The sequence below is a fragment of the Polynucleobacter sp. AP-Sanab-80-C2 genome (genome assembly GCF_035012965.1).
Taxonomy (GTDB): domain Bacteria; phylum Pseudomonadota; class Gammaproteobacteria; order Burkholderiales; family Burkholderiaceae; genus Polynucleobacter.
Genome location: NZ_JAYGQS010000007.1, coordinates 16,050 through 34,684, shown reverse-complemented (window position 1 = coordinate 34,684; position 18,635 = coordinate 16,050). Strand labels below are relative to the sequence as shown.

Here is an 18,635-nt window from a genome sequence, read left to right as displayed (position 1 = left end):
CGTCATTATTACTCATGAAAATACAAAATTCGAAGCGTTGGGCAAGAAATGGGCCTCAAGCCTATTTTTTGGCTGTATTTGGAGTGTTTGTGGCTTTTTCCATACGCTATAGCTTGCATACATTTTTACAGGCCAATCTCCCGATGACCTTTTTTATTCTGAATACGATCTTGATAGCACTTTTTTTTGGTTTTCTGCCAAGTGTCGTAACAATTATTCTTTCTATTCCCTTAGCCTTTTTTTTCTTCGTTCCACCTTTTGACTCATTTGATATGCCAACACCCCAGGATTCTTTTGTATTTATCTCTTACATCTTGATAGCTTTTATTGCCGTTGGAATTGTTGAGTGGTTACAAAGAGAGCGATATAAGGCGATATTATTAACCCGCGTAAGTGACAGTAATTTTCAGCTTTTAAGCGATGCCAGTAGAAGCTTGAAAAATGCAATGAACCTCATTTCAAAAGATAAAGAAACTCAAAATAAGCTTTGAAGATCACTCTTGGCACTCACTAGGCCATAAATAGGTGACTTTTATGCTGCAATGTGTCACAATCGAAGGATGTACAAGATCTTGGCCATATTTCTTAGTTTTGCGACACTGCCTGCAGGCGCTGCCGGCTTGGGTTTTAATCCTTTTGAAAAAGCTTCACCTACATCTCCAGGTGGCGCTCAAAGTGGCCGTCCAGCCAACCCATCTGCTGCACCGGCTCCAAAACCTCCTTCACCATTAGTTGTGCCACAGCCAAAGCCGGTAACTCCTCCAGTAAATAACACCGTGCCACAACAATCTAAAAAATAACATTTATTTTTTAGATTTGTCGGCATTTAAATTGGTAGATGGTTTTACTGCTGTTATGTAAAGCGGCTCTACTGCAGGCATGAGTTCTGAGAGTTGCTCAATTCTGGTTTCACCAGAAGGGTGGGTCGACAAAAACTCTGGCGTACCTTTACCTTGAGTTGCCTTATTCATCTTTTGCCAAACACTAATGGCAGATTGTGGTTTAAAGCCAGCTCTAGCAGCCAGTTCCAGTCCAATCGCATCCGCCTCTGATTCGTTTTGTCTAGAGTTAGGTAATACCAAAATATATTGAGCCGCTTGATTGGCTGCGCTAATCGCTGAACCATAAGCTCCTGCCGCAGCCATAGCAATATTAGTAACAGCGCTCTGAGCCATGGCCTGTGATAAACGTTCTCGACCATGTTCACGCAAGGCATGGGCAATTTCATGACCCATGATGGCCGCAATCTCATCATCAGTCAGATTCAGTTGTTCAATTAAGCCCGAATAAAAGGTGATCTTTCCGCCCGGTGCGCAAGTAGCATTCAGAATCGGCGCATTGATTAAAACCAATTGCCAATTCCACTGGCGGGTATCGTCACGAAAGACTCCCGTTTGAGAAATCAATCGGTTGGAGATTGCCTTGAGCCTATCGTATTCAGGACCGGATGTAAGCAGAATATTTTTTTCTTTGGCTTTTTGATTCTGCTCGTTGTAACTAACAGCAGACAAACGATCCACTTCAGAAGCGGATACTACTAAGAACTGAGATCGGTTTACACCTACCGCTCCTGACCTGGTGGTATTAGCGCAGGCCAAGAGGAGTGAGGTAAGCGCAAGAGTAGTAAGTACCTTGAAACAAACTGCCGTTAGTTGCATCTACAGGTCTTATTTTTTTGGAGCGGTAATTGAGGCAGCCATGGCATCGTAATAAATGACTTTAACTTGCTCGCCAACATTCACATCAGCTAAAAGAGCGGGGTTCTTGACCATCACGGTAGTGATCTTGCCGCTAGGGCCCTTAACAGAAACCAATTTCTTATCACGATTGACTTCGACTATATCGGCAATGATGGTTGTTTTGTTGGAAATGGTTTCGGTTGGCTTTTCATTGCCTTTAGAAGTTGTTACTGTATTAGTTTCAACTTTGCTACGAACGCCATCACTCTTGGTTTTAATCAATTCGATAGCTACTGCTAATTGATATGTAACGCTGAGACGATCCCCTTTTTTGATTTGATCAAAATTGGTGATTTCAGGGCCGGCAACAAATTTTGATTCTCCTTCTTTATTTTTGAAGGTGATAGTGCGCGTCTTTTTGTCTACTTTTAAAACATTACCTTCATAGAGTAGGTAGCTGTTATCCACTACTGCGGCATCGATTACCATGGGCTGATTAGCAGATGAAGGAGAACTACCGGCTTGAGCAAAAGCAGTGCCTAAGCCTGCAAGGCTGACTGCAAGAGCCAGGGAGATTTGGATAAATTGAGTATTCATTGTTTTCCTTATGAGATAAAAGCGTTTAATTTCAATATTAGCCTACTTTCATTGCCTATTAAGCTCTAATCAAGCCCTATTGCATTTCGGGAAGAAAATTGGCTTCTTTGTTAAGATTCGTTATCAGTTCTTCATTCTTCTAAAGGTTCGCGATGCCACAATTTGCTGCTAACTTAACCATGCTATTTAATGAGGCACCATTTTTAGAGCGCTTCGAAAGAGCCAGTAAAGCCGGATTTAATGCGGTTGAGTTCCTTTTCCCTTACGCCTATTCTGCTGCAGAGATCAAACAACAACTAGATCAACACCAACTGACATTAGTGCTGCATAACCTGCCAGCTGGAGATTGGGATGCAGGAGAGCGAGGCATTGCATGTCATCCTGATCGCGTAGAAGAATTCCGCCAGGGTGTTGCTAAAGCCATTGAATACGCCAGAGTATTAGGAGTTCAACAACTGAATTGTTTAGCTGGGAAGACTCCTTTGGGAGTCGATCCAAAACTTCTGCAGACAACCTTAGTAGAAAATCTTCGCTATGCTGCAGCGGAGCTCAAAAAAGCAAATCTTCGTTTATTAATTGAACCAATTAATACCTTTGATATTCCTGGATTCTTTTTAAATACTACCAAACAGGCTGCAGATATTTTGGCTGAAGTTGCTGCCGATAATCTCTTCATTCAATACGATATCTATCATGCACAGCGCATGGAAGGTGAGCTAGCAAATACCATTGAAAAGAATCTTTCCAAAATTGGCCATATTCAATTAGCTGACAATCCTGGTCGCAATGAGCCTGGCACTGGAGAAATCAATTACCCATACTTGTTCAAGTTCCTTGACCGAATTGGCTATCATGGTTGGATAGGTTGTGAATACAAACCTGCCACCAATACTGAAGCGGGTCTTGGCTGGATGAAGCATCTCAATTCATAAAAAACGATTTATAACGGAGACTCTATGAGCAATCAAATGAAATTAGGATTTGTTGGTTTAGGTATTATGGGTGCCCCTATGGCTGGGCATCTTGTGAATGCAGGACATCAGGTATTTATTAATACTCGCACCAAGGTTCCTGCCGATCTTGCTAGCTCTAAAGCCATTCAGTGCAAAAGCCCGAAAGAGGTTGCTGAGAGTGCAGATATCATCTTTACGATGGTTCCCGACACTCCAGATGTTGAGAAAGTCTTATTTGGTGAGAACGGAATCGCCTCTGGATTATCCAAAGGCAAAGTTGTTGTCGATATGAGCTCTATTTCGCCAATCGCAACGAAAGAGTTTGCTAAAAAGATTAATGCCTTGGGTTGTGACTACCTAGATGCCCCGGTATCTGGTGGCGAGGTTGGCGCTAAGAATGCCACTTTATCCATCATGGTTGGTGGTGATGAGTCTGTATTTAATAAGGTAAAGCCGATTATGGATTTAATGGGCAAAAACATTAACTTAGTTGGCGCTAATGGTGACGGTCAAACTGCTAAGGTGGCTAATCAAATCATTGTTGCCCTCAATATTGAAGCTGTTGCTGAGGCACTATTGTTTGCATCTAAAGCAGGTGCTGATCCCGCTAAAGTTCGCCAAGCATTGATGGGCGGCTTTGCGAGTTCAAAGATTCTTGAAGTGCACGGCGAACGCATGGTCAAGCGTACTTTTGACCCTGGATTCAGAATCGAGTTACATCAAAAAGATTTAAACCTAGCGCTCAATAGTGCTCGCGCCCTTGGAGTTTCTTTACCCAATACCGCAACTGCACAAGAATTGTTCAATGCTTGTTCAGCTCATGGTGGCAAAGCCTGGGATCATTCAGCGATGGTCAAAGCCTTAGAGAAATTAGCAAACTTTGAAGTAGGGCAAAAGTCTTAATTTGCATGTCTTCAACCCTGCTGGTTTACCTTCACGGATTTCGCTCTTCTCCTCGATCTAGTAAGGCGGTGATGACGGGCGAAGCTGTGAGGGCTTTAGCCACTAAAGCAAATCCCTATGAATGGTATTGCCCCCAGTTGCTAGCCTCTCCGAAGGAAAGCATGGAGATGGTGCTTTCCCACATTGATCAATCTATGGCTGATCGTGTTGTTGTGATTGGTTCATCTCTGGGCGGTTTTTACGCCAACTATCTTGCAGAGAAGTATGGCTGCAAAGCGATCGCCTTGAATCCTGCGGTACATGCAGCACGTGAGCTTGCACCACATGTAGGGATGATGACTGCATATGATAGCGATGAACCTTTTGATTTTCGTCCAGAATATATCGACGAACTCAAGGCGCTACAGGTTGAGAAAATTTCTGATCCATCCCGTTATTTTTTAATTGCGGCTAAGGGTGACGAGCTTTTAGACTGGCATGAAATGGTAGACTTCTATCCAGGTGCCCAGCAACTTGTTTTGGAGGGTAGCGATCATGGAATTGCAGGCTATGCCGATCACCTGCCCAAAGTTCTTCAGTTCATTTCCACCAAATAAGCCCTTTTATTGATTGCTTGCAGCTTCTTCTGTAAGATGATCTAAACGGTCGTAGCTACTTGCTGCGACCTAGAAAGGAGAGTTTGTGCTGAGCATCTTGAAATTGGACGCAGGTGGAATTCCCCAGGGTTGGGTTAACGCTGAGGAGGCAACGAAGCATTACGCCGACAGTAGTGTCTTATGGACCCTCGGTGATCCCATTATGAGAATGCGCGGTGGCATTTCTCGCGCAAGCGGCTTGCAGTCAGTGATAGAACTTCACTCCATCATCGCGATCAAAGGAACATCAAAGATTAATTTATTTGATGTTGTTCCAGTGATTACTAAGCACAAATTATTTAAGCGTGATCGAGGCTTATGCGCCTATTGTGGTGATGCAATTCATGAGAATCACGCTGAGGCAGAGCACATCATTCCCAATAGCCGGGGTGGTAAATATTCTTGGATGAATTTAGTCATATCCTGTCGCCCTTGTAATCAACGCAAAGGTAACCGCACACCAGAACAAGCGGGCATGGGTCTGCTTTATACCCCCTATATGCCTAGTCTCTATGAGGACATGATCCTTAAAGGCCGTAATATTTTGGCTGATCAAATGGACTTTCTGGCAGCCAATCTCCCTAAAAATAGCCGCTTGCTTGAGGGCTTCTCCTGAGACATGGTTTAGTGTCACAAAGTTTTAGCCCAAAAATCCGCACACACTCGTTGCGGATTATTTTCTTTGCGATTCTGCTTTCCTTAATAGGGCATCTATTGCTTTTTTTCGGTATGCCGTTTATTTCATTCGGAAGCCCCCCAGAGATTGCTGAAGATCTCATCATTAATACCGAGCTTAAGCTTGAGCCTCCCAAAAAAATTCAAATGGTTAAGGCGCCGAAGAAGAAGGTTGCTAAAGATAACTCTTCAATGAGCCCGCTCGATAGCAACAGTGCAGATGCAGGAGAGCAGGGTGGAGGCTCTAACCAACAGGGCGTTGCTTTCAAATTGCCAGGATCAGGCATTCTCTACTACGACGCTTATGTGGATGGTCAGCAATATCAAACAGCAGAAATTGATTGGATTGTGGAAGGTAACTCCTATCGACTCTATATCAATATTCCTTATGCCTTTGTTGGCCCCTTTGTTTTTGAATCTAGAGGTTCGGTCGATGCGTATGGGATTGCGCCCGCGATTTATTGGACGCAGCGGGGAAGCAAGGCACCGCGTTATTCACGCTTTGATCGTGATGAAAAGGGAGGGGGGCAAATGTACTTCTCAGAAAAGCCTGAATTTACCCCTACTATTGTTCCTGGCACCCAAGATCGTTTTAGCCTGATGTTTCAATTGGCTTCACTTTTAAATGGCGATAGCAAAATAGATGAAGCTGGTAGCATTCGCTCCATACCTGTGATTGATTACAACACCCTAGAGAATTGGCAGTTTAAGAGTTATGGAGAGGCTCTAAATGCTGATATCCCTAGCCTTGGAAATACAGTCAATCGGCGTTACGGCTTGATGCAACGAGAAAAAGACCCTTACAAGCGTCAGGTAGATATATGGCTGGCAAAGGACTTGGAGTGGCTCCCCGGCAGAATTCGTTCACTGGAAGCCAATGGACGAGTATTAGAGCTGGTATTTAAGCAAAAGAACCCGATTTCAGAAGGTAAAATACTCTAATCGCTAGATCCTGGCTTTGCACTCTGATTTTGGCCGTTGTGTCCCAATAAGGCACCCATCATCGTGTACAAAGCTGCCCCTGACATGGATACGGCAAAGATCCCTGAGAAAGAGATGATGATAGGCAATATGCGCCATTGCTCAGATAATTTGTAATCTCCATAACCGACGGTTGTATACATTTCACCTGCAAAGTAAAAGGTCTGGGGATTGGTCGGGAATACCTTTAAGGCTACACAGATATAAGCCCAAACTACGATTTCGCTTAGATGAATGGCGATGACCAATAATATGGCTATGAAGTAAGACAAAAAGCTGGCGCCAAAGATTCTGCGTTTTGTCATGACATCATCAATCCAGTGAAAAGCTCCAGCAATGCCGAGAACAGCTACTGCATGTACAGCCAGCATCAAACAGGCAGATACAACCATAACCCAAATTTGACCATTGCCCATATCAGCATTGATCTCGCCAAAAAGAGTTGTAAAGCTGGGTAGGTCGGTATTGTTAAATAGATTGATCATGTTGGTTTAGTTTGAATTTCCTACAGAAATATCTTATTTGACATAATAATGATTATACGCAAATATGTTATATCAAAAAGCGGCTGACCGAACTTTAGCGGGCCCTGGATATGGCTCCTTATAGAGGCGCTGCCAGCGTGATTTGAGCCCATCTGCTATCCAAGGCTTCTGGTATATCTCCGCAATATCTATGGCTGAAAAACCATTCAAATTACGCATGCGTAGGTCAGCGCCTTTATCAAGTAGCAATTTTATTAGCTCCTCATTGCCTGCTTGAGTAGCCATCATCAATGGTGTGGTGCCATTCGGAGCTCTAGAATCAATCATTGCTCCATTGGCGATTAAAAATTGAGCCACATTCAATTGACCCTTTGCACAAGCATAGTGCAACGGTGTCCAGCCAATATGATCAATTTTGGCCTTGTTTTGCAGCACCAAAGTCTTAACTACTGGTAAATCACCCTCTATAGAGGCCAGCATTAGGGGCGTTTCACCAAAAGAATTGGATAGATCTACATCTGTTTTCTTATCTTTCAGTAAAAACTCAATCACTTTTGCGGATTTATCTCGAATGGCGATGACGAGCATCGGATCGCCTTTAGAGTCCACTGCATTTGGACTCACACCAGCTGCAATGAGTGCTTTCACCTCTGAGATGTCATCAAATTTGGCTGCTTTAGTGAAATTAGCAATTTGCGCTTCACTTTGCCCATAAGAGTTGATTGATGCACTCAAAATAGCTAATAAAGCTAATGATTTAAAAGTAAACTTCGACATTAATTAGCCACTCTATCTATCTGAAAACATTGATAAAAATTATTGCTCGTAATGCTAGCAAGCTTCTCTATGGGGACGCCCTTGAGGTTGGCAATAAATTCACCAACCTTAGATACCCAAGCAGGTTCATTAGTCTTGCCACGATAAGGAATTGGAGCTAAATAAGGCGAGTCTGTTTCTATGAGCATGCGCTCTAATGGAACCTGTTTACAAGTCTCTTGCAGGTCTTTAGCACTCTTAAAGGTGACAATGCCCGAGAAGGAGATATAAAAGCCCATATCCATCGCTTTACGAGCCACCTCTAAGCTTTCGGTGAAACAATGCATCACTCCACCAATACCATCAGCACCCTCTTCCTTCAGAATATTGATGGTGTCTTCGGAGGCAGAACGTGTATGAATAATTAACGGTTTCTTGGCTGAAAGTGCGGCCCTAATGTGGGTTCTAAAGCGCTCTCTTTGCCACTCCATCGATTCATAGCTACGCTCGCCCATGCGGTAGTAATCCAAGCCAGTTTCACCAATGGCAATTATTTTGGCTTGCTGTTTAGCTGTTTCAACCAAAAATTCGACGCTTGGCTCGGGGGTATCCTCATAGTCGGGATGAACACCGACGGAAGCATATAAATGCGGGTGATCCTGAGCAAGCTTCAAAACATTCGGAAAATCTGGCAAATCAACTGAAACACAGAGCGCATGACTGACTTTAGCTGCCTTCATATTTGCTAAGACTTCCGGCAAGCGGGCTTGAAACTCCGGGAAATCCAGATGGCAGTGTGAGTCGATAAACATACCTACATTTTAGTCTGCCTGAGAACCCTAACCTTCAAAGACTTGCTGATATTGAGAAAGTAATGCTTCTAGTTGAATACGGCTGGCGAGAGGATGATTTTCTGAACGACGAGCTTGCACAAGTGATTTCCAAAACTGGTGAAGTTTGAGGCTTCTGGCGCTTTGCGCCAGGCCTTTCAAAGTTGCGAGATGTTTAGGGTAATAACGAGGACTTCCACCCTGTGAAACCAACTGGAGATCTGAAACCCAACGTTGCATAGTAGCTAGTAAAAATGAATATTGCGCTTTATGAATCTTTTCAGCTGTTTCTAGCCAGGCAATCCGACCGCCCTGTGTCATCGATTGCAATAAAAGACGAGAAGCGGCAATGGCGATAGTTAGCTCATCTTTATCGTCTTGATGATGACGAGCGATTAAGGAATCCAACACAGAATAGGGTGCCCCGCCCTGCTCGTCATAGATCGTTTCGATATCCCCATCAATGACTTTAAATCCTGCGATCTGAGGTAGCTGATCTTTTAGCCATGCCAAGCCCTCGCTGCGATTTGGGCGAGGTGCTGTCAACAATCGACAGCGTGATCGTATGGTTGGCAAGACTCGATCAACGCGATCCGCTAATAAGATAAAAATAGTATTGGCTGGAGGCTCTTCCAGTGATTTCAGTAGAGTGTTAGCTGAATCAGAGCGCAGCATTTCAAGTGGGTAAATTAAGATGATGCGATTGCCACCCCGATGCGAGCCTATTGAAAGACTTTCGATCGCACCACGGGTTTCTTCAATCGAGATATTTTTCTTTTCTTTTTTCTCGGCTGGTTCACTATCAGAATCGTCGCGAGCAACTTTGCCTTTTTTTGTTACTTCATCTGCCTCATAATCAGCTTGGGGCAAAAGTTTGCGGTGGGTTTCCGGTACCAAAGCAATAAAGTCAGGGTGGTTGCCAGTATTAAACCAATGGCATGCTTCACATTGATTACAGGGCTTGCTCGATCCTGGACTGGATTCGCACAGCAAAGCTTTTGCTAATTCAACTGCAAAAGCAAATTTACCAATACCTGATTGACCATGTAACAAAATCGCATTGGGAAATTGCTGAAAGTCTAATCCTTCCCATAAGGGCTGCAGCCATGGTGCAACCTTACTATGTTGCTTCGCCGGAAACATCAAGTCATTCATTTAGAAGTTGATCTTGAGAGCTTGTAAGCCATTCCAAATAGCCTCTGGCGTTTGGGTCGCATCAACTAAGTGAAAGCGCTGTGGATCCTCTTTAGCCCGTCGCAGATATTCTTGGCGTACTTTTTCAAAGAAATTCAGATCCATTTTTTCAAACTTATCCGGCGCCCTTACTTTAGAGCGGCGCGCTTCTGCTACTTCACCGGGCAAATCAAACAAGATGGTTAAATTGGGTTGAAGTAATGTGCCGTTCTCACGACCTTGTACCCATCGTTCCAGATCATTTAATTTCGCAATACTAAGACCTCGGCCGCCGCCTTGATAAGCAAAGCTTGCATCGGTGAAGCGATCTGAAATCACAATCTTTCCGGCCGCTAGTGCAGGCTCAATCACTTGAGCTAAATGCTCGCGGCGGGCTGCAAACATTAACAATGCCTCAGTTTCTAGATTCATCGGTGCATCCAATAGGAGTCCACGCAATTGCTCGCCTAAGGGGGTTCCACCTGGCTCACGAGTCACCACCACTTCATGATTTGGGTAGCACTCTTGCTTCAGCTTGCAGAATGCATCGATATGCGTACTCTTACCAGCACCATCAATACCTTCAAAGCTAATGAAATATCCAGGAAAATTTGCAGTCATATTATTTCGATTTGGGGGCGAGTTTGCGCTGATAGCGATCAACGGCAGATTCATGTTCGCCTAAGGTTTGTGAAAAATGACTCGTTCCATCCCCCTTGGCCACAAAATACAGGGCCTTGCTTTGAGCAGGTCGAACAGCTGCCATCAACGATTCTTTACTAGGCATAGCGATAGGCGTAGGTGGCAATCCTTTGTTCATATAGGTATTGTAGGGACTATCTTTGCGCAGGTCTGCCTTACGCAAGTTGCCATCGAAACCTTTGCCAATGCCATAAATCACTGTAGGGTCAGTCTGCAGCTTCATGCCTTGATTGAGTCGATTCAGAAACACTGCTGCTACTAAGCCTCGGTCGCTAGATCGGCCTGTTTCTTTCTCAATAATCGAGGACAAAATCAAGAGTTCATAAGGCGTTTTGAGAGGGGAGCCGGGATCTTTTTGATCCCAAGCTTGTAAAAGTTGTTTTTGCATTGCCACAGAGGCGCGCCGGTAGATATTGATATCGGGTTCATCGGGATCAAATACATACGTATCTGGAAAGAAGATGCCCTCATCGCCAGGATAAGTTAGATTCAGGCTTTGCAATAAAGCTTTTGAGCTAATGCCTTTGGTTTGATGTATCAATGCTGGGTGGGAATCAACTAGAGCACGAAGTTGCCATATAGTCATGCCAGGAATAATGGCGATACTTTCCCGCACTCGATCACCGCGCGCAATCTGTAACAATATTTTTCCGAGGCTCGCTTCTGTCGGTAATAAATAAGTACCTGGCTTTAATTTTGAACCAACAAATAATGCGCGGGCACTGACTTGAAACGGCAGCATAGGGGTTGATAGACCCTGCTCTTGCAATTGTTGAGCAATACTACCCAAGCTAGATTGCGGAGAAATTTTGACTTTATAAAGCAATGCCTCTTGAGTATTGGTCTGGCTTGGCACAACAGGCCATAAAAAAATCCCACCATAAAAAAATCCCAGAGCGCCTATCAATACGAGCAGGTAGGATCGTAAGCGACGACCCCAAGTCTTTTTCTGGCTAAAAAAGGATCTTCCCTGAATTTTTCTGCGCATCAGGCTATGATAAAAGGAGATGATACAGACTAATCAAAACACGCAAATTCAAGCACAAGTCCCCTCTTTTGGGCTCACTCCACTCTCGAAATGGGGCCTCATCTTTGTTGAGGGTCCAGATGCTGCCAGTTTTCTGCAAAATCAGCTCACGAATTCTGTTTTAGGTCTAAACCGCACTATATCGCCTCAAATTGCTTATTCCTATCCATCAGCAAGACTGTTGGGATACTGCAGCCCTAAAGGCAGATTACTTGCCAGCGCATGGGGCGCGTTAATGCCCAGAGATGCAAGCACTGATGACCGATTCGCGCTATTTATTTCTAAGGATATCGCTGCCAGTACTGCCAAAAGGTTGGCAATGTTTGTATTGCGCTCTAAGGTCAAGGTAACTGATGTTTCGGCGCTCTGGAATATTTCTGGATACTTTGACTTGAGTGATGCGATCTCATCTTTCGCAATTAATGACTTTCAAATTGGATTGCGCTTGCCTGATGTGCTCGCTAGCAATCAATCCTATGGTCGTGTATTGATTGCTCAAGAGAAGGTCAATGAATCATGCGATCAGGCTGCACTTGATGTATGGAATGATTTAGAAGTTTTAAGTGCTATTCCCCGTATCGTATTGGCGACGCAAGAACAGTTTGTCCCGCAAATGATTAATTTTGAATCGGTTGCCGGGGTCGACTTCAAAAAAGGTTGCTATCCAGGACAAGAAATCGTGGCCCGTAGCCAATATCGTGGCGCCATCAAAAGACGTCTATTTTTGGCACATATTTCAGAAAAAGACCTACCAATAGACTCAACTCAGCCTGGTACTGAGTTATTTCATAGTCAGGACCCTAGTCAGCCAGCGGGGATGGTTGTTCTATCAGCCCCTAGCCCCTTAGACCCTGGCAGAACCGATCTTCAGGTGGAGTGCAAATTAGAAGCGCTCGAACATGGGGAAATTCATCTAGGAAGCCCCCAGGGACCTGTGTTAAAAATAGGCTCATTACCTTATCCCTTAATCGAAATCTAATTCTTCCTAACCCATTTCATGTGCCTGATTCTTTTTGCCTGGAACTCACATCCTGACTACTCTTTAGTAGTTGCGGCGAATCGTGATGAGTTTTATGAGCGCGACACTGAAGGCATCGCCTATTGGCAAGAACACCCCCATGTTTTAGCGGGCAGAGATCGTGCCGATGTCTTGGGTAGTCCTGGTACTTGGCTGGGCTTTACGAAAACGGGAAAGTTTGCCGCCTTAACGAATGTGCGCGCGCCTAGCGAAAAGAATCCTGATGCTAGAACACGTGGTGAGCTTTCCTTGATGTATCTCACCAGTAAAGATAAGCCGGCAGAGTTCATGGGAGAAAACTCGAAACGCTTTAATCAATACAACGGCTTTAATTTATTGATGGCAGATTTAAGCGATCCACAAAATGCAGAAATGCATTGGGTCAGTAATCGCATGTTAGTAGGTCAAAATATTCGCCCTCGTAAAGTCTTTCCGCATCAACCGCTTAACCCTGGCGTGTATGGTTTATCTAATGCGATGCTGGATACTCCTTGGCCTAAAGTCAATCATCGGGTAGCCGCTTTTGCCCAAGTATTGGCAATGGATCATGGTCAGCTCAAAAGTGCCGATCAATATCTTAAGCTATTAGCCGATACCCACCATGCTAGTGATCATGAATTACCCAGCACCGGTGTTAGCAGAGAGTGGGAAAAAGCGCTATCCCCTGCGTTCATCAAAACACCCTCGTATGGAACACGTTCCAGCACTGTTTTAAGAGTCCGTAAAGATGGGCAATTTGAGATGGTGGAACGTCGCTTTGATGCTAGCGGTACTGTTGGCCATGATGTCGTCACCGGCGCATTAAGTACCGCGCCTGGCTCAAATCTATCAGTTTAAAAACGCGTTCATTTTATTTTGAACGAAGGTCTTCGTTCACTACCCGCTCACCGCTGCTATCGCGTGTTGGCAGACGCTTAATGTATTGGAATGTTCCCGTTGCCATGCAACAGACTTCCCCTTGATCGTTGTAGAGCTTTGCTTCACAAAATGCCATAGTCGCTGTTCTACGAACCGTATCTGCTTTCACTCGCAAGACTCCATTAGCAGCTTGCATAAAATTATTCTTGAGCTCAATGGTGACTACACTACGATCACTCGGATCGCCAGATCTAGCAGCAACAGCCATCGCGACATCCATCAAGGTTAATAACACCCCGCCATGAGCCACTGCCCAGGTATTGGTATGCTCTGGCTTTAGGGCCAAAAGGATTTCCCCTTTTCCCATCTCAGCGCTAAGAAAGCGAACGCCCAATAGTTTTAAAAAAGGAACATTTAACTCCTCACCTAAATTGGCGAGTTGAGTTTGGGGATTAATTTGCACTTGTTTAGTCATACTGGCAATTTTAGAGGCTTGAGCACCATTTTGGGAATACACCTAGAATAGCTTGATGGCCTTTACTTTAAGCGGCGATGACGTCTGCCAGATCACCTTTCCGAGCCCAATTCCAGATCCTTATTGGGTAGCATTTTCACCTTCTGCGGCCAATCTCATTCAGCTGGCGGTTTCCCAGGATGGCCTGCCTTCTGATCCTGCATGGCTAGAGCTTCTAGCGGGAAACTCCTTAAGTACCGGCATGCATGATTTTGCTAAGCCAATTTCAACAGTCTATAGTGGCCATCAGTTTGGGGTCTGGGCTGGTCAATTGGGTGATGGCAGAGCAATTTTGCTTGGCGAGGCTAATGGCCAAGAAATTCAACTCAAAGGTGCCGGCAAAACTCTGTATTCCCGTATGGGTGATGGACGAGCCGTCCTCAGATCTTCTATTCGAGAATTTTTATGTAGCGAGGCCATGAATGCACTCGGCATCCCAACAACTAGAGCGCTTTCAGTTGTTGGTTCAGCATTGCCAGTTGTCCGCGAAACGATGGAGACTGCTGCTGTTTGTGCGCGCTTATCGCCTAGCTTTATTCGAGTCGGTCATTTTGAGCACTTCGCTTCTACACAAAGCATCGTGCGACTCAAAGAGCTAGCCGATTTATTAATTCAAGATCATTACCCTGAATGCAAAAACAATGTTGAACCTTATCTCGAGCTATTCAAACACATCAGCGTGCGTAATGCCAAGTTAGTGGCGCAATGGCAGTCTGTTGGTTTCTGCCATGGAGTCTTAAATAGTGACAATATCAGCGCACTTGGCCTGACGATGGACTACGGACCATTTGGGTTCTTAGATCATTTTGAAATAGATCATATTTGCAACCATAGTGATCACGGAGGTAGATACGCATACCATCGCCAACCTCAAATCATGCATTGGAATATGGCCTGCTTAGCCAGCGCCTTCCTACCACTCCTTGAGCTTACTCATGATGAAAGCCAAGCCCAATCAATATTACGTGAAGCTTTAGAAGAATTTCCTGTGGCCTATGCTCAAGCATGGCAATCTATATTCAGACAAAAATTAGGGTTACAAACCTCTCAAGATAGCGACATCCAATTGATAGAGCGCTTATTGCAGGCAATGCATGATTCAGGCGTGGATTTCACCAGCTTCTTTAGACAACTTAGCCAAGTTAAATTAGAGCAAGCCATTGAGAAAATCACGCTAAGAGATCAATTTGTGGATCGTGTGATGATAGACCAGTGGTTTACAGATTATCTTCAGCGCCTCACATCAGAATCTAGTCAAGATGATGCAAGAATGCAGGCGATGAACTTAGTGAATCCTAAATATATTTTGCGTAATCATTTAGCACAAGCGGCTATTGATAAAGCACAACAACATGACTTTTCAGAAATCACGCTATTAATGAATATCCTCAGCAAGCCCTATGATGAGCAGCCTGAGTATGAAGAGTATGCAGCGCCACCACCTGCAGATTTAGAAAGAGTTGCTGTGAGTTGCTCTTCTTAAGAGTTTGGAATAGATAATACTTATCGGAGCATAGATGAAAAAAACGGATCAAGAATATAAAAAAATCCTCAGCGATATTGAGTATCGAGTTACTCGTGAAGCGGCAACTGAGAGGCCTTTTAGCGGCAAGTATTGGGATCATTGGGCTCAAGGAAAATACACTTGTGTGTGCTGTGGCACCCCACTCTTCTTGTCTGATACCAAATTTGATGCTGGTTGCGGATGGCCAAGTTATAACGCCCCTCAAGAGGCATCATCCATCAAGGAAGTGCGTGACACGACTCACGGCATGATTCGTACCGAAGTACGTTGTGCCAACTGTGATGCCCATTTAGGGCATGTATTTGATGATGGCCCCATGCCTACTGGTCTACGTTACTGCATCAACTCTGCCTCTTTGAGCTTTGATCCCAGTGAGAATGCCCAAGCAAGTAAAAAAGACTAAGGCCTTAAAAAGGCTTATGAGCTAAATAGCGGGATAATCCTACCTATGAAATTTTTATTTGACCTCTTCCCCATTATTCTGTTCTTTATCGCCTTTAAATTTGGTGATATTTATACGGCGACTATCGTAGCCATGGTTGCCACCATCGGACAGATTCTCTGGGTCTATTATCGCCATCGCAAAATCGATGCGATGCAATGGGTCAGCCTGGTGATGATTATTGTCTTTGGAAGCCTAACCATTTTCTTGCACGATAAGACCTTTATTCAATTGAAGCCAACCGCCCTCTATTGGCTCTTTTCAGGCGCTTTGCTTATCAGTGCACAGTTCTTTAATAAGAATTGGATTGAAGTATTAATGGGTAAGCAGGTTAGCCTCAAACCTGAGAGTTCCCACTCTGTATGGCATCGACTCAATCTGGCATGGTCAGCCTTCTTTTTCTTCATGGGCGCCCTCAACTTATATATTGCATTTGAATATTCTGAGGAAACCTGGGTCAATTTCAAACTCTTTGGCAGTACTGGACTGCTGGTAGCCTTTGTCATCATCCAAGGTGTTTGGCTATCACGCCATATGGAGCATCCAGAACAATGACCCTTAACCAAAAACGCATTGCCCTATTTGAAGAAGATTTAAATAAGGCTTTTGATATTCAACGGCTACAGATCGAAGACGAGAGTCATCTGCATGCGGGGCATGCGGGCGCAGCCTCAGGCGGTGGACACTTTAAGGTCACCATCGTTGCCCCAGAATTTCAGGGATTAACTCTGGTTGCTCGTCATCGGGCAATTTATGCCGCTTTGCATCGCCACATTCCTAGCGAAATCCATGCCTTAACGATTACTGCCCAGACTCCACAGGAAGCCAACATCTAGCCTGCTTTACACTCTTGCAATCCATTACTTTTACTTGATAGTCGCCATGTTAAATACCCTTCACCTGATCTCTTTTAGCCTAGCCGCACTCCTGATTTCTGCGCCAGCTTTTGCGCAAAATGCAGCCATCGTGAATGGCAAGTCCATCCCTAAAGCTCAGCTAGATAAATTGGTGCAAAAGTCAGGGCAAGGAGACAACCCTCAGGTACGCGATCAAGCACGTGAAATGCTGGTGACTAAAGAATTAATTCTGCAAGAGGCTGATAAGCGTGGTGTGATTCAAAAAGAATCTGTGCGCGAACAGTTAGAGCAATCGCGTGTGGGCATCTTGGTTGCTGCTGTATTTGAAGACTATATCGAAAAAGAAGGTGTCACTGAGGCTGAACTCAAGGCTGCTTATGAATCGGTTAAGACGCAATATACCGGCAAGGAATACCATGTCGAGCATATTTTGGTTGAGAAAGAAACTGATGCAAAAGCCATCATTGCTCAAATCAAAGCCGGCGGCAACTTTGGAGAGATTGCTAAAGTCAAATCAAAGGATCCGGGTTCAGCGACGAACGGCGGCGACCTTGGCTGGGTAAATGACAAAGCACTTGTTCCAGAGTTCTCTAAGGCAATGGTGCAACTAAAGAACGGTCAAATGACTGATAAACCAGTGAAATCGCAGTTTGGCTGGCACATCATTAAGACAGTTGACTCTCGAGATATGAAGGCGCCTAGCTTTGACGAACTCAAGGCAGAGTTGAAACAGATGATTGCTTCTGATCAAAATTGGCAGAAAGCTAAATTTACCGAGATGATGCAAAAACTTCGTGCGAAGGCAAAAGTTCAGTAAGAATTGCTGAGTAAGGGCTCTTGGCTTCTTAACTGCCAACCTTTTCAGTTGGATGGTGATGAGGTCTCATTTTCTGAATTGCCATCCCCGCTATTCCACAAGCAAAAGCGGACATCACAAAGACATCTCGAGGTTGAGAAAGATCCCAAATCCAACCGGCACATAGTCCACCAATAGTGCCACCTAAACCGTAAGAAACGGTAGCCATAATGGCTTGCCCCCTTGCTTGTAAAGGACCGGTAAACCAGCGCTGCAGTAATTTTGTGGCAGCACTGTGGTGAGCTGCAAAAGTAGCGGCGTGCATCAACTGCGCAACAATCAATACAGAAGTGATTGGTAAAAAGGCAATCAGAATGAAGCGGATCACACCAATTCCAAATGCGCCTTGTAATATCACCTCAGCATCCAATCGGCTCAGCAATTTATTTTGGAAGTAAAAGAAGATTACTTCTGCGGCAACTCCTAAAGCCCAAAACAAGCCGATTTGAAATTTGTCGTAACCAAGGTCTGCCAAATACAACGAATAGAAAACGTATAAAGCAGCATGGGCGAAGATCATGAAAAAGCCAGAGATCAAAAACCACCTTACGTCTGGATTAAAAAGCACAATGAGTAACTCGCCTTTCACCATTTTGCGACGCTCCATCTTGGGCTCGTGCAAGAAAAAAGTAATGAGTGCCAAAACAAATAACACAATGACGCCAACTATTGGATATAACTCAATACCTTTACGCTGAAATAATTCACCTGCAAATAAAACCATGGTGATGAACCCGATTGAACCCCATAAGCGCAGGCGTCCATAACGCTGATCAAACGAATTGTCTTTGTATAAAGCATGAATAGTTGCCGTCTCGCCCAAAGGCATTTGACTACTCAAGATCGTATGTAATACAAACATCCAAATAAAGAAGCTGAAGTAGCTATGTAAAAAAAAGATGCATACGAAGACTAAGGCGGCCAAACAAGCACAAACACGAATGATGCCGATGCGATTAGAGAGGTAATCTGAAAGCCAGCCCCAACTAAATGGACCAACGATACGGGTAATTTGTAGCATCGACATCAGTACAGCAATCTCGATGACATTAAAACCATGATCTAAGAAGAAAAGGCTGGCATACGGTGAAACCAAGCCAACATAAGCAAAATATAAAAAGAAAAAGGACCCGAAGGCCCAGCGAAGCGAAGGCGTCATCTTAGTGGGA

General features: G+C 44.4%; 24 protein-coding genes. 14 read left to right on the top strand and 10 right to left on the bottom strand.

Annotation, left to right across the window (positions count from 1 at the left end; genetic code table 11):
* Positions 1–14 precede the first annotated feature (14 nt).
* Positions 15–491 carry a DUF4118 domain-containing protein gene (locus VC178_RS10555; RefSeq protein WP_323482502.1) on the top strand — a complete coding sequence of 159 codons (477 nt, stop codon included), beginning with the start codon at positions 15–17 and terminating at the stop codon, positions 489–491.
* Positions 492–572: 81 nt separating this feature from the next.
* Positions 573–800, top strand: a complete 228-nt coding sequence (locus VC178_RS10550) for a hypothetical protein (protein WP_323482501.1) — start codon at positions 573–575, stop codon at positions 798–800.
* A 3-nt stretch (positions 801–803) separates the two neighbouring features.
* Here the strand turns inward: VC178_RS10550 and VC178_RS10545 are convergent, their stop codons facing one another.
* Complete coding sequence (locus tag VC178_RS10545; RefSeq protein WP_323482500.1) at positions 804–1,658, bottom strand: M48 family metallopeptidase; 855 nt, start codon at positions 1,656–1,658, stop codon at positions 804–806.
* A 9-nt stretch (positions 1,659–1,667) separates the two neighbouring features.
* Positions 1,668–2,276, bottom strand: a complete 609-nt coding sequence (locus VC178_RS10540; protein WP_323482499.1) for a hypothetical protein — start codon at positions 2,274–2,276, stop codon at positions 1,668–1,670.
* 152 nt (positions 2,277–2,428) lie between these two features.
* On the opposite strand from VC178_RS10540, the gene hyi reads away from it, so the two are divergent.
* The 5 genes from hyi to VC178_RS10515 all read left to right on the top strand — a co-directional run bounded on the left by hyi (position 2,429) and on the right by VC178_RS10515 (position 6,384).
* Complete coding sequence (hyi, locus tag VC178_RS10535; RefSeq protein WP_323482498.1) at positions 2,429–3,208, top strand: hydroxypyruvate isomerase; 780 nt, start codon at positions 2,429–2,431, stop codon at positions 3,206–3,208.
* Between the two features lie 24 nt (positions 3,209–3,232).
* A complete protein-coding gene (gene glxR, locus VC178_RS10530; protein ID WP_323482497.1) occupies positions 3,233–4,132 on the top strand; it encodes a 2-hydroxy-3-oxopropionate reductase in 900 nt (299 codons plus the stop codon).
* 5 nt (positions 4,133–4,137) lie between these two features.
* Positions 4,138–4,728, top strand: a complete 591-nt coding sequence (locus tag VC178_RS10525) for a YqiA/YcfP family alpha/beta fold hydrolase (protein ID WP_323482496.1) — start codon at positions 4,138–4,140, stop codon at positions 4,726–4,728.
* Positions 4,729–4,813: 85 nt separating this feature from the next.
* A complete protein-coding gene (locus VC178_RS10520; RefSeq protein WP_371817092.1) occupies positions 4,814–5,383 on the top strand; it encodes an HNH endonuclease in 570 nt (189 codons plus the stop codon).
* Between the two features lie 113 nt (positions 5,384–5,496).
* Entirely contained in the window at positions 5,497–6,384 is an 888-nt protein-coding gene (locus tag VC178_RS10515) for a DUF3108 domain-containing protein (protein ID WP_323482495.1), read from the top strand.
* Here VC178_RS10515 and VC178_RS10510 read toward each other — a convergent pair.
* The 6 genes from VC178_RS10510 to mltG all read right to left on the bottom strand — a co-directional run bounded on the left by VC178_RS10510 (position 6,381) and on the right by mltG (position 11,357).
* On the bottom strand, positions 6,381–6,908 hold the full coding sequence (locus tag VC178_RS10510; RefSeq protein WP_323482494.1) for an ion channel: 528 nt from the start codon (positions 6,906–6,908) through the stop codon (positions 6,381–6,383). The two genes, VC178_RS10515 and VC178_RS10510, sit on opposite strands and share 4 nt — an antisense overlap.
* A gap of 72 nt (positions 6,909–6,980) precedes the next feature.
* Entirely contained in the window at positions 6,981–7,685 is a 705-nt protein-coding gene (locus tag VC178_RS10505) for an ankyrin repeat domain-containing protein (RefSeq protein ID WP_323482493.1), read from the bottom strand.
* Entirely contained in the window at positions 7,685–8,476 is a 792-nt protein-coding gene (locus tag VC178_RS10500; protein WP_323482492.1) for a TatD family hydrolase, read from the bottom strand. Before VC178_RS10500 ends, VC178_RS10505 begins: the two co-directional genes overlap by 1 nt.
* A 27-nt stretch (positions 8,477–8,503) precedes the next feature.
* Positions 8,504–9,649, bottom strand: a complete 1,146-nt coding sequence (locus VC178_RS10495) for a DNA polymerase III subunit delta' (RefSeq protein ID WP_323482491.1) — start codon at positions 9,647–9,649, stop codon at positions 8,504–8,506.
* Complete coding sequence (gene tmk, locus VC178_RS10490; protein ID WP_216123702.1) at positions 9,650–10,288, bottom strand: dTMP kinase; 639 nt, start codon at positions 10,286–10,288, stop codon at positions 9,650–9,652.
* Position 10,289: 1 nt separating this feature from the next.
* A complete protein-coding gene (gene mltG / locus VC178_RS10485; RefSeq protein ID WP_323482490.1) occupies positions 10,290–11,357 on the bottom strand; it encodes an endolytic transglycosylase MltG in 1,068 nt (355 codons plus the stop codon).
* Between the two features lie 19 nt (positions 11,358–11,376).
* Here mltG and VC178_RS10480 point away from each other — a divergent pair, with 19 nt between their 5' ends.
* Together VC178_RS10480 and VC178_RS10475 are read left to right on the top strand one after the other, a co-directional pair.
* Entirely contained in the window at positions 11,377–12,375 is a 999-nt protein-coding gene (locus VC178_RS10480) for a folate-binding protein (RefSeq protein ID WP_323482489.1), read from the top strand.
* A gap of 18 nt (positions 12,376–12,393) precedes the next feature.
* A complete protein-coding gene (locus VC178_RS10475; protein WP_216123697.1) occupies positions 12,394–13,251 on the top strand; it encodes an NRDE family protein in 858 nt (285 codons plus the stop codon).
* Positions 13,252–13,264: 13 nt separating this feature from the next.
* Here the strand turns inward: VC178_RS10475 and VC178_RS10470 are convergent, their stop codons facing one another.
* The gene (locus tag VC178_RS10470; RefSeq protein WP_215320628.1) at positions 13,265–13,747 is read right to left on the bottom strand and encodes a PaaI family thioesterase; all 483 of its coding nucleotides are present in this window, start codon (positions 13,745–13,747) and stop codon (positions 13,265–13,267) included.
* 55 nt (positions 13,748–13,802) lie between these two features.
* Here VC178_RS10470 and VC178_RS10465 point away from each other — a divergent pair, with 55 nt between their 5' ends.
* The 5 genes from VC178_RS10465 to VC178_RS10445 are packed head-to-tail and all read left to right on the top strand — an operon-like array spanning position 13,803 to position 17,427.
* Complete coding sequence (locus tag VC178_RS10465) at positions 13,803–15,269, top strand: protein adenylyltransferase SelO (RefSeq protein ID WP_323482488.1); 1,467 nt, start codon at positions 13,803–13,805, stop codon at positions 15,267–15,269.
* A gap of 34 nt (positions 15,270–15,303) precedes the next feature.
* Positions 15,304–15,714 carry a peptide-methionine (R)-S-oxide reductase MsrB gene (gene msrB, locus VC178_RS10460; RefSeq protein ID WP_323482487.1) on the top strand — a complete coding sequence of 137 codons (411 nt, stop codon included), beginning with the start codon at positions 15,304–15,306 and terminating at the stop codon, positions 15,712–15,714.
* 45 nt (positions 15,715–15,759) lie between these two features.
* A complete protein-coding gene (locus tag VC178_RS10455; RefSeq protein ID WP_215320622.1) occupies positions 15,760–16,308 on the top strand; it encodes a septation protein A in 549 nt (182 codons plus the stop codon).
* Positions 16,305–16,589: a BolA family protein gene (locus VC178_RS10450; protein WP_215320620.1), complete on the top strand. Its 285-nt coding sequence runs from the start codon at positions 16,305–16,307 to the stop codon at positions 16,587–16,589. The genes VC178_RS10455 and VC178_RS10450 overlap by 4 nt, the downstream gene beginning before the upstream one ends.
* A gap of 46 nt (positions 16,590–16,635) precedes the next feature.
* Positions 16,636–17,427 carry a peptidylprolyl isomerase gene (locus VC178_RS10445; RefSeq protein ID WP_323482486.1) on the top strand — a complete coding sequence of 264 codons (792 nt, stop codon included), beginning with the start codon at positions 16,636–16,638 and terminating at the stop codon, positions 17,425–17,427.
* Between the two features lie 28 nt (positions 17,428–17,455).
* On the opposite strand, the gene VC178_RS10440 is transcribed toward VC178_RS10445, so the two are convergent.
* Complete coding sequence (locus VC178_RS10440) at positions 17,456–18,625, bottom strand: MFS transporter (protein ID WP_323482485.1); 1,170 nt, start codon at positions 18,623–18,625, stop codon at positions 17,456–17,458.
* Positions 18,626–18,635: the final 10 nt, after the last annotated feature.

Excerpts from the sequence above, each read along its gene's own strand:
- VC178_RS10555 (WP_323482502.1), top strand. The coding sequence starts at position 15 with ATGAAAATACAAAATTCGAAGCGTTGGGCAAGAAATGGGCCTCAAGCC.
- VC178_RS10545 (WP_323482500.1), bottom strand. The coding sequence starts at position 1,658 with ATGCAACTAACGGCAGTTTGTTTCAAGGTACTTACTACTCTTGCGCTT.
- VC178_RS10540 (WP_323482499.1), bottom strand. The coding sequence starts at position 2,276 with ATGAATACTCAATTTATCCAAATCTCCCTGGCTCTTGCAGTCAGCCTT.
- hyi (WP_323482498.1), top strand. The coding sequence starts at position 2,429 with ATGCCACAATTTGCTGCTAACTTAACCATGCTATTTAATGAGGCACCA.
- glxR (WP_323482497.1), top strand. The coding sequence starts at position 3,233 with ATGAGCAATCAAATGAAATTAGGATTTGTTGGTTTAGGTATTATGGGT.
- VC178_RS10525 (WP_323482496.1), top strand. The coding sequence starts at position 4,138 with ATGTCTTCAACCCTGCTGGTTTACCTTCACGGATTTCGCTCTTCTCCT.
- VC178_RS10515 (WP_323482495.1), top strand. The coding sequence starts at position 5,497 with ATGCCGTTTATTTCATTCGGAAGCCCCCCAGAGATTGCTGAAGATCTC.
- VC178_RS10510 (WP_323482494.1), bottom strand. The coding sequence starts at position 6,908 with ATGATCAATCTATTTAACAATACCGACCTACCCAGCTTTACAACTCTT.
- VC178_RS10505 (WP_323482493.1), bottom strand. The coding sequence starts at position 7,685 with ATGTCGAAGTTTACTTTTAAATCATTAGCTTTATTAGCTATTTTGAGT.
- VC178_RS10500 (WP_323482492.1), bottom strand. The coding sequence starts at position 8,476 with ATGTTTATCGACTCACACTGCCATCTGGATTTCCCGGAGTTTCAAGCC.
- VC178_RS10495 (WP_323482491.1), bottom strand. The coding sequence starts at position 9,649 with ATGAATGACTTGATGTTTCCGGCGAAGCAACATAGTAAGGTTGCACCA.
- tmk (WP_216123702.1), bottom strand. The coding sequence starts at position 10,288 with ATGACTGCAAATTTTCCTGGATATTTCATTAGCTTTGAAGGTATTGAT.
- mltG (WP_323482490.1), bottom strand. The coding sequence starts at position 11,357 with ATGCGCAGAAAAATTCAGGGAAGATCCTTTTTTAGCCAGAAAAAGACT.
- VC178_RS10480 (WP_323482489.1), top strand. The coding sequence starts at position 11,377 with ATGATACAGACTAATCAAAACACGCAAATTCAAGCACAAGTCCCCTCT.
- VC178_RS10475 (WP_216123697.1), top strand. The coding sequence starts at position 12,394 with ATGTGCCTGATTCTTTTTGCCTGGAACTCACATCCTGACTACTCTTTA.
- VC178_RS10470 (WP_215320628.1), bottom strand. The coding sequence starts at position 13,747 with ATGACTAAACAAGTGCAAATTAATCCCCAAACTCAACTCGCCAATTTA.
- VC178_RS10465 (WP_323482488.1), top strand. The coding sequence starts at position 13,803 with ATGGCCTTTACTTTAAGCGGCGATGACGTCTGCCAGATCACCTTTCCG.
- msrB (WP_323482487.1), top strand. The coding sequence starts at position 15,304 with ATGAAAAAAACGGATCAAGAATATAAAAAAATCCTCAGCGATATTGAG.
- VC178_RS10455 (WP_215320622.1), top strand. The coding sequence starts at position 15,760 with ATGAAATTTTTATTTGACCTCTTCCCCATTATTCTGTTCTTTATCGCC.
- VC178_RS10450 (WP_215320620.1), top strand. The coding sequence starts at position 16,305 with ATGACCCTTAACCAAAAACGCATTGCCCTATTTGAAGAAGATTTAAAT.
- VC178_RS10445 (WP_323482486.1), top strand. The coding sequence starts at position 16,636 with ATGTTAAATACCCTTCACCTGATCTCTTTTAGCCTAGCCGCACTCCTG.
- VC178_RS10440 (WP_323482485.1), bottom strand. The coding sequence starts at position 18,625 with ATGACGCCTTCGCTTCGCTGGGCCTTCGGGTCCTTTTTCTTTTTATAT.